The organism is Streptomyces sp. NPDC007907 (assembly GCF_042959365.1).
In the GTDB taxonomy this organism is placed as follows: Bacteria; Actinomycetota; Actinomycetes; order Streptomycetales; family Streptomycetaceae; genus Streptomyces; species Streptomyces indiaensis.
Genome location: NZ_JBIBKR010000005.1, coordinates 161,294 through 175,094, shown reverse-complemented (window position 1 = coordinate 175,094; position 13,801 = coordinate 161,294). Strand labels below are relative to the sequence as shown.

The following is a 13,801-nucleotide window of genomic DNA, read 5'->3' as shown; positions in this document are numbered from 1 at the left end:
GGAACTGCGCGACGAGCTACGACGGCGCCGCAGTCGCCCGACGACCCACTACGCGCGCAGCGCGTCTCAAGGGGCGCGGGGAACTGCGCGACGAGCTACGACGGCGCCGCAGTCGCCCGACGACCCACTACGCGCGCAGCGCGTCTCAAGGGGCGCGGGGAACTGCGCGACGAGCCACGACGGCGCCGCAGTCGCCCGACAACCCGCCCCACCCCCGAACAGAACGCTCACGCACGCCGCAACACCGCATCGAGCACCGCCGTCAGCGACCCGCCGGGGTCCCCCACCGCCCCACCCGACCGCCACGCGACGAACCCGTCCGGCCGGACCAGCACCGCACCGGCCCCCTGGACGCCGTAGCGGCCGAGGAAACGCTGGACGACCTCGGGGGACTCCTCCGCCCCGACCCGGTGGAAGGACAGCCCGAGCGCGGCCGCCGGCTCCTGCCAGCCCGTACCGTCCGGACCGGCGAGGAGCCAGAAGTCACCGTCGAGGAGATCGTGCAGGGCGACGTCCTTGCCCTCACGGACCAGGGGAATGTGCGGAGCACGGGTGCCGGGACGGCCGGTGGGGGCCGTCGGGTCCTCGACGACGGCCGTGTCGTCGTCACCGGCCTCCCGCAGGACCGCGTCCGACCGGTACATGTGCCCGAACAGCACCGTGCTCTCCGGGCGGTGCCGGGCCGCGGCCGCCTCGTCGAGGCCGCTGCGCTGGAGGTAGCGGATGACGCCCTGGTCGACGGTGAACTCGGCGACCGGGGCCCGCTCCTGCTCGTAGGTGTCCAGCAGACCGGCACCCGCCTGCCCGCGCAGCACCCGCGCGAGCTTCCAGGCCAGGTTGTGCGCGTCCTGGATGCCCATGTTGCCGCCGAACCCGCCGGTGGGCGGCATGACATGGGCGCAGTCGCCCGCCAGCAGCACGCGTCCGGAACGGAAGCGGTCCGCCACCCAGGCGGCGATCTCCCAGCTCGTCGCGGACTCCAGCGTCACCGGCAGATCGGGCACCCCCACCGCGGCCCGCACCAGCTCCACGCACTCCTCGGTGCCGAAACCGCGGTGGTCGGCCCCCGGCGGCAGGCTCGGCGCGAGCACCCAGCGGTCGGAATCAGCCCCGCCGAGCTTGCCGAGCACCCCCTTGACGACCGGGTTGCTGACGAAGCACAGGAAGAAGGTGCGCCCCGCCACGTACGGGTCGAGGTCGGCGTGGAAGACGATGTTCATCTGCCGGCCGAACACCCCCGGCCCGTGATGGCCGATGCCGAGGGAGGTGCGGATCGGCGCCCGTGAGCCGTCGGCGGCGATCAAGTACTGTGCCCGCACCACCCGTTCGGCACCGTCCGCACCGCGCAGCACCGTCGTGACACCGTCCGCGTCCTGGGTGAACTCCGTCATCTCGGTGGCGAACCGGATGTCCGCGCCGAGCTGCTCGGCCCGCTCCCGCAGCACCGGCTCGAGACGGTCCTGCCCGATCAGGGTCCAGCCGGTGGTGCCGACCTCGTGCCGGTCGAAGCGGAACGGCCCGTCGAACCGCCCGAGTTCCTTCCCGGTCAGCGACTCGGCCTGGAGGATGTCGCCGTACTGGGCGTGCGGGTTCTCCCGTGCCCGCACCGCCTCCTCCAGCCCCAGCGCACGCAGCAGCTCCATGGTCCGGGGGCTCGCGGCCTGCGCCCGGGGGTGTGCCGAGATCTCCGCGTGCCGCTCCACCAGCAGCGGCCGGATGCCCTGCCGGGCGAGGAACAGGGCCTGGGCGAGCCCCACCATGCTGCCGCCCACGATGAGTACTTCGGTCGTCTCGTCCGCCATACCGGCTCCTCGAAGGGTGTGGATTGCGTTCGGTTCGGCGGGCCGATGCAACACCCGGCGCCTCGAGGTGGGCTCGCGGCGCGGGTGAGCGGAACCCGCGCAAGGCCGCCCGCTCCCAGGCGGATTCGAGTGTCGTGCGAGGGGCGGCTGACAGGTTCGGGCCAGGCACGGAGGACAGCGCGAGGCCAGAAGGACGTCGCACGGCTCGAAGGAGGGCGAAAGCGGTGGTGGAGGCTTTGAGTGTGCTGGTGCTGACGGGCACCGGCCTGGTGGCGGGGGTGCTCTTCGCGGTCGCGGTGAGCGTGATGCCCGCGCTGGTCGCGATGTCCCCGGAGCGCTACGTGTCCACCCACATCCTGCTGGGCAGACGCTACGACCGGATCATGCCGTTCATCGTCACCGGCTCCACGGCCGTGGACGTGGGGTTCGCGGTGCGGGCGTCGGGCGGCCCGAGGGTGCTGTTCGCGGTCGCCGCGCTGTGCATGGCCGGGGTGGCCGTGGTGTCGCAGACCCGGAACGTGCCGATCAACCGGACCGTCAAGCGGACCCGGCCCGAGGACCTGGGCCCCGGCTGGCGGGACCCCCGCCCCGCCTGGCGCGGCTGGCACCTGGTGCGGACCGTCCTCGCGATCGCGGGCTGCGCGCTGACCGCCGCCGCGGTGGTGCTGTCATGAGCCCCGTCGTCGTGCGCCACCTGCCGGAGGGGCCGGAACGGGCGGCGGCCGATGCCCGGATGCGGGAGTTGCTGTCCCGCCCCGAGCCCGGCCCGGTGGCCGAGCGGCTCGCGCTGCTGCACTTCACGGGACGGCACAGCGGGCGGCCGTACACCGTGCCCGCCGGGGTGCACTCCCTCGACGGCGCGCTGGTGGTGGCCACCGGCAGCGGCTGGCGGCACAACTTCACGGGCGGCGCGCCGGGCGAGCTCACCTGGCGGGGCGGGCGGCGGCCGGTGCGGTTCGCGCTGGTCGACGACGCGGAGCGCACCGCGCGCGGCTATCTGGAGCTGTACCGCCGCTACGGGGAGGAGGCCCCGCGCCGGCTCGGCATCGCGGTGCGCGGTGAAGGCGCCGTGGGGCTCGGCGAGTTCCGGGAGGCTGTCGCCCGGCACGGGCTCTCCCTGGTGGAGCTCACCCTCCTCACCCGCGCCCCGCAAGAGAACAGCGCACCCCCATCACACGCGGAGAGCGAAAGGACGCCACGATGAGCGGAATCGCCGGCTGGGTGGACTTCGAGCGGGACCTGACACCGGAGGCGCCCACCGTACGGGCGATGGCGGCGGCGCTCGCGCACCGCGGCCCGGACGGCTCCGGCGAGTGGATCGAGGGCCATGCCGCGCTGGCCCACCGGCACCTCGCCCTGACCGGTTCCGGGCACACGGGCGGACCGGCCCTCGTGGAGACGGAGGCCGGCGCCCCGGTGGCGGTGCTGACCCTGGATGGAAGCGTCACCAACCGGGTGGAGCTGCGCCGCGAACTGGCCGCGAAGGGGCACCGGTTCACGGGGGAGGACGACGCGGAGGTGGCGCTGCGCGCCTACCTGGAGTGGGGTGCCGCGTTCCCGGAGCGGCTGGAGGGCCTGTTCGCCCTGGCCGTGTGGGACGTACGCAGGCAGGAACTGCTCCTGGTCCGCGACCGGTTGGGGGTGAAACCGCTGTGCTACTTCCTGACGCCGTCCGGTGTGGTCTTCGGCTCCGAGCCCAAGGCGCTGCTGGCGCACCCGGCGGTCCGGCCGGTGGTCGACGCCGACGGGCTGCGGGAGCTGTTCGCGCACAGCCGCAAGCCGGGCACCGGGGTGTTCCGCGGCACGCGTGAGGTGCTGCCCGGCCACACGATGACCGTGCGGGCTCCGGGCACGGGCCACCGCCGCTACTGGTCGCTGCCCGCCCGCCCGCACACCGACGGCCTGGAGACCACCGTCGCCACCGTGCGCCGGCTGCTGGCGGAGGCGGTCGCTACCCATCTGCGGGCGGACGTGCCGGTCGGCGCGATGCTGTCCGGGGGCATCGACTCCAGCGCGCTGACCGCCCTCGCGTCCCGGGAACGGCGGGCCCGGGGCGGCCGGCTCCGGTCGTTCTCGGTGAACTTCTCCGGCTATGCGGAGAACTTCGAGCCGCACCCGACGATGCGCGCCACCCCGGACGCCCCCTACGCCGCCCTCGCGGCCGAACACATCGGAACCGAACACACCGAGATCCTGCTGGACACGGCGGCGCTCGCCGACCCGCGCACGCACGCCGCCGCCCTGCGCAGCCAGGACGCGCCCTCGCCGCTCGGCGACATGGACGTCTCGCTGCTGCTGTTCTTCGAGGCGCTGCGCGGCGCGGGCATCACGGCGGTGCTCTCCGGGGAGACCGCCGACGAGGTGTTCAACGGCTACTTCTGGGCGTACGACCCGGCCCACAGCAACTCCACGACCTTCCCGTGGGTCTCCTTCGAGCGCGGGCACGACGCGGCCGCCGGCGGTCTTGGCTGCTCGCTGGTGGACCGTACGCTCCGCAAGGAGCTGGACTTCATGGAGTACGCCGACCAGCACTACCGCGACGCGCTCACCGAGGTGCCGCAGGTGGCCGGGGAGACGCCGGCGGAGCGCAGGGCGCGCGAGGTGACCTATCTGGCGCTGACCCGGTGGGCCCCGACCCATCTGGACCGGGCCGACCGGATGAGCATGGCGCACGGGGTGCAGCTGCGCCCGCCGTTCTGCGACCGTGCACTGGTGGAGTACGTCTACAACGTGCCGGCCGAGTTGAAGCGGGTGAACGGCCAGGAGAAGAGCCTGCTGCGGGCCGCGGTCGCCGATCTGCTGCCGGAGCCGGTGCTCAACCGGCCCAAGAGCGCCTACCCGACCGTCCAGGAGGCCGCGTACGGCGAGTTCGTCCGGCACCGCTTCGGGGAGGTGGCAGGGGACCGGACGGCGCCGGTCGCCCCGCTGCTGGACGCCGAGGCGACCCGGGTGGCGCTGGGCGCGGCGGCGGCCCCCAGCGGTGCCTTCGCGTGGGTGGAACGGGCGAGCATGGAGATGGTGCTCCAGCTGAACACGTGGCTCGCGGAATACGGGGTCGAGCTGGACGTGTGAGCCGGGGCGGGCGCCCTGCGCACACAACCGCGCAGAAATGTGCACCTTGTCATCCATGTGCGCGAAGCATAGGATGGCTGGAAGGCGAAGAGCGAGAATGTGGTAATCGGCTTCCGTTTTCGTCAGTTGTGTGCGCAGGGATATTGCTGGTTTCAACTTCTTTTCCGGCGGAGCGCAATTCTCCAGTAAAGGGTGGGTAATTTTCCCGGCCCCTTCGTGTGTTTGATGCTTCGCTAAAAAATGAGTGACGCAGGAAGGTGTGAAAAGCCGATGGCCGCCCCCCACACAGGCGGCTCACTCAGGGGGAATGCAGTGATAGAGATCGGTCTGCTGGGCTCCATGCGAATACGCAGGAACGGGGAGGACGTCACACCGTCGGCCCCCAAGCTGCGTCAGGTGCTGGCCCTGCTGGTGCTCAATGCCAACTCGCTGGTCAGCGTGGACCAGCTGTGCGAGGAACTGTGGGAGGACCACCCACCGCTCAGCGCCCTGACCACCTTGCAAACCTACATTTATCAACTGCGCCGCAGACTGCTTCTGGCCACCGGACAACACGGCGCGGCCTTCGGCTCCCGCCCACCGCACGGCTGTCCCGCCATCCTGACCAGGGTGGGCGGCTACGAACTGAGGCTGGACGACAAGCAGTCGGTGGACGCCTACCGGTTCGACCAGCTCACCGAACAGGGCATGGCACAACTGCGCACCGGCGCCGGGGAGGAGGAGGCGGCCCTCACCCTCAAGGCGGCCCTCTCCCTGTGGCACGGCGGAGCCCTGGTCGACGTCAGCACCGGGCGCCGGCTTTCGGCCTGGTCGACCCAGCTGGAGGAACGCCGTAAGAGCGTCCAGGAGCAACGTTTCTCCCTGGAGCTCGAACTCGGCCGCCACCACGCCGTCCTGGACGAACTGTCCGAAGCCTTCCGCGCCCACCCCACCCACGAGGCGTTCGCCGGGCAGCTGATGCGGGCCCTGCACCGCTGCGGCCGCCGCCCGGACGCACTCAACACCTTCCGCACCCTGCGCAGCCATCTCGTCGAGGAACTCGGACTGGAGCCCTCCGCGCAGCTCCAGCGCCTCCACCAGGAGGTGCTCGCCGACCGCGGCCACCTCAGGGGGCCGGCCCCGGCCAAGACCGAGTCCGTGCCCGGCGGACGCCGGCTCGGGCCAGGGCCGGCCCAACTGCCTGCCGACACCGGTGACTTCGTCGGGCGGGAACGCGAACTCGACCAGCTGGAGACCTTCCTCGGCGCGGACCGGCCCAGCACCGGCATGCGGGTGGTGGAGGTGCACGGCCCGCCCGGCGTCGGCAAGAGCGCCTTCGCCGTGCGCGCCGCGCACCGGCTGCGCCCACGCTTCCCGGACGGGCAGCTCTTCATCGACCTGTCCGCCGTCGGTGAGGGCGCCCAGCAACTCGCCGACGTGCTGTCGGCCTGCCTCACCGCGTGCGGCATCCAGCGCGAGAAACAGCCCAGCGGACTCGACGAGCTCAGCAGGCTCTTCCGCACCTGGACCGCCGACCGCAGGGTGCTCGTCGTCGTCGACGACGCCCTCACCGCCTCCCAGATCCGCGCCGTCCTGCCCGGCGGGTCCGGCTGCGCGGTGATCGCCACCAACCGCTACCGGGCGCACAGCCTCTCCACCGGCCGCAAGATCGTCCTGCCCGCCCTGTCCCCGGAGGAGTCCCTCCAGCTCTACGACCGGGTCGCCGGGGAACGCTCCCGGCAGGAGGACCCCACGGCAGTGCAGGAGCTGACGGGGCTGTGCGAGGGACTGCCCCTGGCGATCAGGGCGGTGGCCGGCCGGCTCACCGCACGGCCCGGCTGGTCGGCGGCCCGGCTGGCGCTGCGGCTGCGCGGCAACCCCCGGATGCTGCTCGAACTGCCCGACGGCACCCAGTCGCTGATGACCACGGTGGCCGCCAGCCACCGGCACCTGCCCGCCCCGTCACGGGAGTTGCTGCGCCTGCTGCTCCAGCGCGAGCGCCCCCGATGGAGCCTCGACGAGGTGGTGACCCGGCTGCGCCCCGGCATCGGGGACGCCGAGACCCTCCTCGAATACCTCGTCGACGTCCACCTCGTGCAGGAGCTCCTGACCCCGGACGCCCGGCTGCTGTACTCCGTGCCCCGGCTCACCCGGCAGGCCCTGATCCTGCTGTCGCGGGACGCGCCCGCGGGCGACGTACCGAACGGCCGGATGGTCGGCGCAGGCGCCGTCCGCGGCACCGGCGTCACCCTGATGAAGGCCGACGTCCGCCGGTAACAGGACCCCTCACGGCCCGCCGCACCCCCCGGGTGCGGCGGGCCGTCGTGCTGTCCGCCAGCGGCCGGTGGCGCGCCAGCGGTTCTCCAGGCGCCTTCGAGAGCGTCTCGACCCCCGCCGACCAGGGTGAACACAGCACCGACAAGCCGGGAGGACATCGTGCACCGAACGCTGATCGTGGCGAGGATGGACCTCGCCGACGCCGAGGGCGTCGCGCAGGTCTTCGCCGATTCGGACAGCACCGAACTGCCGCATCTGGTGGGGGTGTCGAGGCGGACCCTGTTCGCGTTCCACAACCTGTACTTCCACCTGGTGGAGGCCGACCAGGACATCGCGCCGAACCTGTACAAGGCCCGCAGCCACCCGCTCTACGAGGAGATCAACACCCGGCTCGGCCAGTTCATCTCGCCCTACGACCCCGACTGGCGCGAGCCCAAGGACGCCATGGCCGTCCCCTTCTACTCCTGGACGCCCCAGGAGGGCCCGCGGACCAGCGCCCCGCGTTCGGCGAACCTGGGCGGTGCCCGATGAGCGCCCCCGCCACCACCAAGGTCTCCGCGCACGAGGTCGCCGCCAACACCAAGCGCGGCGGCGACATCCGCGTCACCCTCAGCCCCAAGACCGTGGGCTGCACCTCGGGCTTCGGCGGAGTGCTGCGGCTGGCCCCCGGCCACCACGTCACCGAGCACCTCCACCCGTACTCCGAGGAGTTCCTGCACGTCGTCCAGGGCCGGCTGGAGATGACGCTGGACGGCGGCACCCCGGTCGTTCTCGGCCCCGGCGACTCGCTGCTGGTGCCCATCGGGGTCCGCCACCGCCTGGTCAACACCGGGACCGTGCCGGCCGAGGCGGTCTTCCACCTCTCGCCGCTCGCGCCGCGCCCCGAACTGGGCCACATCGACACCGAGCAGCCGCTCGACGCGGCCGCGGGCAATCCCGACGTGGGAGCGGCCCGATGACGTCCGGACCCCGACGCGCGGTGATCACCGGCGTGGGAGCCGTCGCGCCCGGCGGGATCGGGCGGGACGCCTACTGGGACCTGCTCACCGCCGGACGCACCGCCACCCGCCGTATCAGCCTGTTCGACCCGGCGGGGTTCCGCTCACAGGTCGCCGCCGAGTGCGACTTCGACCCGCTCGCCGCGGGGCTCACCCCCCAGGAGATCCGGCGGATGGACCGGGCCGGCCAGTTCGCGGTCGTCGCCGCCCGCGAGGCCGTCGCCGACAGCGGGATCGACCTGCCCGGCGCCGACCCCGAACGCGTCGGTGTCAGCATCGGCAGCGCCGTCGGCTGCACCATGGGCCTGGAGGAGGAGTACGCCGTCCTCTCCGACGGCGGCCGCGACTGGCTCGTCGACCACAGCTACGGCGTCCCCCACCTGTACGGCTACATGGTGCCCAGCACCCTCGCCGTCGAGGTGGCCCGCCAGGCGGGTGCCGAGGGGCCGGTCGCGCTGATCTCCACCGGCTGCACCTCGGGCCTGGACGCCATCGGCCACGGCGTCCAGCTGATCGAGGAGGGCAGCGCCGACATCGTGCTCGCCGGCGCCACCGACGCCCCGCTGTCGCCGATCACCTCCGCCTGCTTCGACGCCATCAAGGCCACCACCGCCCACAACGACGACCCGGAACACGCCTCCCGGCCCTTCGACGGACGCCGTGACGGCTTCGTCCTGGGCGAGGGCTCCGCCGTCATGGTGATCGAGGAGCTGGAGTCGGCCAGGCGCCGCGGCGCCACCGTGTACGCCGAGATCCTCGGCTTCGCCGGACGCAGCAACGCCTTCCACATGACCGGACTCAAGCCCGACGGCCGGGAGATGGCCGAGGCCGTCCGGGTCGCCCTGGACCGGGCCCGGCTCGACCCGGACGGCATCGACTACATCAACGCGCACGGCTCGGGCACCAAGCAGAACGACCGGCACGAGACCGCCGCCTTCAAACGCAGCCTCGGGCAGCGCGCCCACGAGGTACCGGTCAGCTCCATCAAGTCGATGATCGGGCACTCGCTCGGCGCCATCGGCTCCCTGGAGATCGCCGCCTGCGCCCTCGCCCTGCGCCACCAGGTCGTCCCGCCGACGGCCAACCTGTCCACGCCCGACCCCGAGTGCGACCTCGACTACGTGCCGGTGACGGCCCGCGAGCACCGCATGGACCGGATCCTCAGCGTCGGCAGCGGCTTCGGCGGCTTCCAGACGGCGATGGTCCTCGGCCGGCCCGCCCTCGCCCACGGGGAGGCGGCATGAGCGCCTCCGGCATACGCCCCGGCCGGCGCGGCCGGTCCGTGGTCACCGGGCTCGGCGTGGTCGCGCCCACCGGGATCGGCGCCGCCCGGCACTGGGAGTCGGTGCTGTCGGGCAAGAGCGGCCTCGGCCGCATCACCCGCTTCGACCCGACCGGCTACCCCGTTCGCGTGGCGGGCGAGGTGCCCGGGTTCCACGCCCGTGAACAGGTGCCGGGACGGCTCGTCCCGCAGACCGACCGCTTCACCCACTTCGCGCTGGCCGCCGCCCAGGACGCCCTCGCGGACGCCGCCGCCGACCCGGCGGCCCTGCCGGAGTACGAGATGGCGGTGGTGACCGCCAGTTCCTCGGGCGGCACCGAGTTCGGCCAGCACGAGATGGAGAACCTCTACCAGAAGGGTTCCTCCTGGGTCGGCGCCTACCAGTCCATCGCCTGGTTCTACGCGGCCACCACCGGCCAGGTCTCCATCCGGCACGGCATGCGTGGCCCGTGCGGGGTCATCTGCGGCGAACAGGCCGGAGGCCTCGACGCCCTCGGTCAGTCCCGGCGGCTGCTCGACACCGGCTCCCGGCTGGTGCTCAGCGGCGGCACCGACGCCTCGCTGTGCCCGTACGGGCTGGTGGCGCAGCTGTCCACCGGCCGGCTGTCCACCGAGGACGACCCGGCCCGCGCCTACCTGCCCTTCGACGCGGCCGCCTCCGGTTTCGTCCCGGGCGAGGGCGGCGCCATGCTCGTCGTCGAGAGCGCCGAGGCGGCACACGCCCGCGGGGTCCCGGCGTACGGCGAACTCCTGGGCTACGCCGCCGGTTTCGACCCCACCGCGGACGCCACGCCCAAGCTGCCGGCGACGGACACCGCCGCAGGGCCCGCCACAGCACACGACGGCACGCGGCTGCCCGTGGCGGACGGTACTGCCGCGCAGCCGCCGGCGCCGAACCGCCCCACCGCCCGCCGCTCCGTGCTGGTGTCGGTGATCCGGCGGGCCCTCGCCGACGCCGGGCTCGCCCCGGGCGAGGTCGACATGGTCTTCGCCGACGCCTCCGGCACACCCGCCGACGACCTCGCCGAAGCCCACGCCCTCACCGAGGTGTTCGGACCCGGCGGCGTCCCGGTGACCGCGCCGAAGACCCTCACCGGCCGCCTCTACGCGGGCGGCGCCGCACTGGACGTGGCGACCGCGCTGCTCGCCCTGAGCGCCGGAGTCGTCCCGCACACCGCGGGACTCGGCCGCCCGGCCCCCGGCTGCGAGATCGACCTCGTCCTCGACCGCCCCCGCCAGACCGACCCGCGCACCGCCCTCGTCCTGGCCCGCGGGCACGGCGGCTTCACCTCCGCGCTGGTGGTCGGCGCCGGCGACCGCGGCGCCCTCAGGAGGTGACGGACCCCGCCCGACCGGGGGCCGCCGGGACCTGCGCGACCGGCCCCCACAACCCGCAGTCCACACCCGACCCACGAAAGGCTTCCCATGCCGGAGTTCACCCTGGACGACGTGCGCCGCATCCTCCGGGCCAGCGGCGGTGTCGACGAGCAGACCGACCTGGACGGCGAGCACTTCGCCGACACCGCGTTCGCCGATCTCGGCTACGACTCGCTGGCCCTGCTGGAACTCGTCAACCGCATCGAGCGCGAGTACGGCATCCAGATCCCCGACGGCGACCTGGCGCACACCCAGACCCCGGGCGAGGCCCTCGCCTACGTCCGCGCCCGGCTCACGGAGGCCCGCGTCTGATGGCAGGACACACCGACAACGCGATCGTCGTCGACGCACCGATGGACCTGGTGTGGACGATGACCAACGACGTCGCCGCCTGGCCGCGGCTGTTCAGCGAGTACGCCTCCGCCGAGATCCTCGGCCGGGACGGCGACACCGTCACCTTCCGCCTCGCCCTGCACCCCGACGAGAACGGCAAGGTCTGGAGCTGGGTCTCCGAACGCACCCCCGACGCCGCCACCCGCACCGTCGAGGCCCGCCGCGTCGAGACCGGCCCCTTCGCGTACATGAACATCCGCTGGGAGTACGAGGAGGTGCCCGGCGGCGTACGGATGCGCTGGATCCAGGACTTCGCGATGAAGCCCGACGCCCCGATCGACGACGCCGGGATGACCGCCCGGCTCAACCGCAACACCGCCGTCCAGATGCGGCTGATCAAGGCCAAGGTGGAGAGCGCCGCCCGCGTCGGCCGCCAACTCCAGGGCAAGCGCGTCCTGGTGACCGGCGGCAGCCGCGGCATCGGCCGGGGCATCGTCCTCGCCGCGGCCCGGGCCGGGGCCGACGTCGTCACCTGCTACCGCACCCCCGGCGACGCCGTCGCCTCCCTGGAGGAGGAACTCGCCGGCACCCCCGGCAAGCACCAGGTGCTGCGGGCCGACGCCGCCGACGAGACGGACGTGGACCGGCTGGTCACGGCGTGCGAGGCGAGCCTCGGCGGACTGGACGCCGTCGTCAACAACGCCGGCACGTTCCGCCCCCAGCCCTACGCCGACCTCTCACCCGCCGAGTGGGCCGCCACCCTCCAGGGCAACCTGACCGCCACCCACCTGGTCACCCGGCGTGCCCTGCCGCTGCTGCCGGCCGGCTCGTCGGTGATCAACATCGGCTCCACGGTCGCCTTCATCGGCATGACCGGCGGCGTCCACTACACCGCCGTCAAGTCCGCCCTGGTCGGCATGACCCGCTCACTGGCCCGGGAGCTCGGACCGCGCGGCATCCGCGTCAACACCGTCTCGCCCGGCCGCATCGCCACCGAGGCGCTCGACGAACTGCCCGCCGAGGAGGCCGAGCGGCAGCGTGCCACCTTCGCCTCCTTCACCGCGCTCGGCCGGCTCGGCACCGTCGACGACATCGCCCAGGCCGTGCTGTTCCTCGTCAGCGACCACGCCGGCTACGTCACCGGCCAGAACATCCACGTCGACGGCTGCGTCTGAGCCGCGGCCCAGCCATGGAGGGAACCGAAGTGGAACTCGCACTGCACGGCAGGAAGCTGCTCATCACCGGCGGCACCCGCGGCATCGGCCGGGGCATCGTCCTCGCCGCGGCCCGGGCCGGCGCCGACGTCCTCACCTGCTACCGGCAGGAGAGCGAGGCCGTCGACAGCCTCACCGCCGCACTGAAGGAGACCGCCGGCGACCACCACGTGATCCGCGCGGACGTCGGCGACACCGCCGAGGTCGACCGACTCGTCGGCGAGGCCAAGGACCGCTACGGACGGCTCGACGGCGTCGTCAACAACGCGGGCGTGATCAGCCACATCCCGTTCGGGGAACTGCCCGCCGACGAGTGGTCGCGGATCCTCGACACCAATCTCACCGCCGCCTACCGGATCATCCACCAGGCGCTGCCGCTGCTCGGCGCCGGTTCCTCGGTGGTCAACATCGGCTCGCGCGGAGCCGCCGCCGGCATACCGCTGCGCGCCCACTACACCGCCGCCAAGGCCGCCATGATCGGACTGACCCGCTCGCTCGCCAAGGAGCTCGGACCCAAGGGCATCCGCGTCAACGTGGTCGCCCCCGGCGTCATCGAGACCGAGGCGTTCGCCGCGATGCCCGCCGACCGCGCGGCGGGCCTGCGCGCCACGTACGCGCAGAAGACCGCGCTGGCCCGCCTCGGCACCGTGGAGGAACTCGCCGGCCCGGTGCTGTTCCTGCTCTCCGACGCCGCCGCCTACATCACCGGCGAGACCCTCAACGTCGACGGGGGCATCTGACATGTCCGAGCCCACCGACCAGGTCTTCCGGGTCACGCTGCGCATGCAGATCAAGCCCGGCATGGAGGACGACTTCGAGAAGGTGTGGCTGGAGGTCGGCGACTCGGTCACCTCCCACCCCGCGAACCTCGGCCAGTGGCTGTCCCGCAGCGCCGAGGAGGAGGGCGTCTACTACATCGTCAGCGACTGGGTGAACGAGCCGCTGTTCCGCGCGTTCGAGACCAGCGACCGGCACCTGGAACACCGCCAGAAGCTGCACCCGTACCGCAGCGGCGGCTCCATGACGACCATGCACGTGGTCGCCGCCCTGTCCGGCGCCGCCTCGTGAGCGGCGGTGCCGTCGAGGTCGTGCTCTACCACCTGAGCGACGACCCGGACCGGGTCCTGCCCGCCTACCACGAGGCCAGCCGCAGGATGGCGGGCACCGCGGGCCTGCTCGGCAACAAGCTGCTGCACGCCCTGGGCGACCCGCGCTCCTACGTCGTGGTCAGCCGCTGGGCCGACTGGGAGGCGTTCACCGCCTGGGAGAGCGGCCCCGCCCACAAGGACCAGACCGCCCCGCTGCGCCCGCTGCGCGACACCGGCCGGGACCGTCCCTTCGAGATCTACCGGGAACTCGCCGCGTACGCGGGAGACCGGGCCGCGACCCCCGTCGCCCCCGCCGACGTCGCGGCAGCCACCGGCGCCAAGGCAGCCACCGGCACCAAGCTGAAGGAAGGAGTCTGAG

Annotated in this window: 14 protein-coding genes and 1 pseudogene; 14 read left to right on the top strand and 1 reads right to left on the bottom strand. The window is 73.1% G+C overall.

All coding sequences use genetic code 11. From position 1 onward, the window contains the following. Positions 1 to 227 precede the first annotated feature (227 nt). Positions 228 to 1,802, bottom strand: a complete 1,575-nt coding sequence (locus ACFZDI_RS21440; RefSeq protein ID WP_391252468.1) for an FAD-dependent monooxygenase — start codon at positions 1,800 to 1,802, stop codon at positions 228 to 230. A 224-nt stretch (positions 1,803 to 2,026) separates the two neighbouring features. Between ACFZDI_RS21440 and ACFZDI_RS21435 the strand changes: the two genes are divergently transcribed. From ACFZDI_RS21435 to ACFZDI_RS21370, 14 genes and pseudogenes are all read left to right on the top strand, one after another. Further along, entirely contained in the window at positions 2,027 to 2,476 is a 450-nt protein-coding gene (locus ACFZDI_RS21435; protein ID WP_234750083.1) for a DUF1772 domain-containing protein, read from the top strand. Beyond that, complete coding sequence (locus ACFZDI_RS21430) at positions 2,473 to 3,006, top strand: hypothetical protein (RefSeq protein WP_391252465.1); 534 nt, start codon at positions 2,473 to 2,475, stop codon at positions 3,004 to 3,006. Before ACFZDI_RS21435 ends, ACFZDI_RS21430 begins: the two co-directional genes overlap by 4 nt. Beyond that, a complete protein-coding gene (gene asnB / locus ACFZDI_RS21425) occupies positions 3,003 to 4,874 on the top strand; it encodes an asparagine synthase (glutamine-hydrolyzing) (protein WP_234750079.1) in 1,872 nt (623 codons plus the stop codon). Before ACFZDI_RS21430 ends, asnB begins: the two co-directional genes overlap by 4 nt. A gap of 339 nt (positions 4,875 to 5,213) precedes the next feature. Further along, the gene (locus ACFZDI_RS21420) at positions 5,214 to 7,130 is read left to right on the top strand and encodes a BTAD domain-containing putative transcriptional regulator (protein WP_391252463.1); all 1,917 of its coding nucleotides are present in this window, start codon (positions 5,214 to 5,216) and stop codon (positions 7,128 to 7,130) included. A gap of 159 nt (positions 7,131 to 7,289) precedes the next feature. After that, a complete protein-coding gene (locus ACFZDI_RS21415; protein ID WP_385657240.1) occupies positions 7,290 to 7,661 on the top strand; it encodes a TcmI family type II polyketide cyclase in 372 nt (123 codons plus the stop codon). Next, positions 7,658 to 8,089 (top strand): cupin domain-containing protein, encoded by a 432-nt coding sequence (locus tag ACFZDI_RS21410; protein WP_391252461.1) that lies wholly within the window; start codon positions 7,658 to 7,660, stop codon positions 8,087 to 8,089. Before ACFZDI_RS21415 ends, ACFZDI_RS21410 begins: the two co-directional genes overlap by 4 nt. Then, complete coding sequence (locus tag ACFZDI_RS21405; RefSeq protein ID WP_391252459.1) at positions 8,086 to 9,372, top strand: beta-ketoacyl-ACP synthase II; 1,287 nt, start codon at positions 8,086 to 8,088, stop codon at positions 9,370 to 9,372. Before ACFZDI_RS21410 ends, ACFZDI_RS21405 begins: the two co-directional genes overlap by 4 nt. After that, complete coding sequence (locus tag ACFZDI_RS21400) at positions 9,369 to 10,748, top strand: beta-ketoacyl synthase N-terminal-like domain-containing protein (RefSeq protein WP_391252457.1); 1,380 nt, start codon at positions 9,369 to 9,371, stop codon at positions 10,746 to 10,748. The genes ACFZDI_RS21405 and ACFZDI_RS21400 overlap by 4 nt, the downstream gene beginning before the upstream one ends. Positions 10,749 to 10,835: 87 nt before the next feature. Then, a complete protein-coding gene (locus tag ACFZDI_RS21395) occupies positions 10,836 to 11,099 on the top strand; it encodes an acyl carrier protein (protein WP_234750069.1) in 264 nt (87 codons plus the stop codon). Continuing rightward, positions 11,099 to 11,545: pseudogene (locus ACFZDI_RS21390) on the top strand (SRPBCC family protein); the annotation flags it as partial. The gene ACFZDI_RS21395 and the pseudogene ACFZDI_RS21390, both read left to right, overlap by 1 nt. Continuing rightward, positions 11,528 to 12,295: an SDR family oxidoreductase gene (locus ACFZDI_RS21385; RefSeq protein WP_391253212.1), complete on the top strand. Its 768-nt coding sequence runs from the start codon at positions 11,528 to 11,530 to the stop codon at positions 12,293 to 12,295. The pseudogene ACFZDI_RS21390 and the gene ACFZDI_RS21385, both read left to right, overlap by 18 nt. Before the next feature lie 29 nt (positions 12,296 to 12,324). Continuing rightward, a complete protein-coding gene (locus ACFZDI_RS21380) occupies positions 12,325 to 13,074 on the top strand; it encodes an SDR family NAD(P)-dependent oxidoreductase (RefSeq protein ID WP_234750067.1) in 750 nt (249 codons plus the stop codon). A 1-nt stretch (position 13,075) separates the two neighbouring features. Beyond that, the gene (locus ACFZDI_RS21375) at positions 13,076 to 13,402 is read left to right on the top strand and encodes an antibiotic biosynthesis monooxygenase (protein ID WP_234750066.1); all 327 of its coding nucleotides are present in this window, start codon (positions 13,076 to 13,078) and stop codon (positions 13,400 to 13,402) included. Next, positions 13,399 to 13,800, top strand: coding sequence for an antibiotic biosynthesis monooxygenase (locus tag ACFZDI_RS21370; RefSeq protein ID WP_391252454.1), 402 nt, complete (start codon positions 13,399 to 13,401; stop codon positions 13,798 to 13,800). Before ACFZDI_RS21375 ends, ACFZDI_RS21370 begins: the two co-directional genes overlap by 4 nt. Position 13,801: the final 1 nt, after the last annotated feature.

Coding starts and splice junctions, on each gene's coding strand:
- ACFZDI_RS21440 (WP_391252468.1), bottom strand. CDS start 1,802: ATGGCGGACGAGACGACCGAAGTACTCATCGTGGGCGGCAGCATGGTG.
- ACFZDI_RS21430 (WP_391252465.1), top strand. CDS start 2,473: ATGAGCCCCGTCGTCGTGCGCCACCTGCCGGAGGGGCCGGAACGGGCG.
- asnB (WP_234750079.1), top strand. CDS start 3,003: ATGAGCGGAATCGCCGGCTGGGTGGACTTCGAGCGGGACCTGACACCG.
- ACFZDI_RS21420 (WP_391252463.1), top strand. CDS start 5,214: ATGCGAATACGCAGGAACGGGGAGGACGTCACACCGTCGGCCCCCAAG.
- ACFZDI_RS21410 (WP_391252461.1), top strand. CDS start 7,658: ATGAGCGCCCCCGCCACCACCAAGGTCTCCGCGCACGAGGTCGCCGCC.
- ACFZDI_RS21405 (WP_391252459.1), top strand. CDS start 8,086: ATGACGTCCGGACCCCGACGCGCGGTGATCACCGGCGTGGGAGCCGTC.
- ACFZDI_RS21400 (WP_391252457.1), top strand. CDS start 9,369: ATGAGCGCCTCCGGCATACGCCCCGGCCGGCGCGGCCGGTCCGTGGTC.
- ACFZDI_RS21395 (WP_234750069.1), top strand. CDS start 10,836: ATGCCGGAGTTCACCCTGGACGACGTGCGCCGCATCCTCCGGGCCAGC.
- ACFZDI_RS21375 (WP_234750066.1), top strand. CDS start 13,076: ATGTCCGAGCCCACCGACCAGGTCTTCCGGGTCACGCTGCGCATGCAG.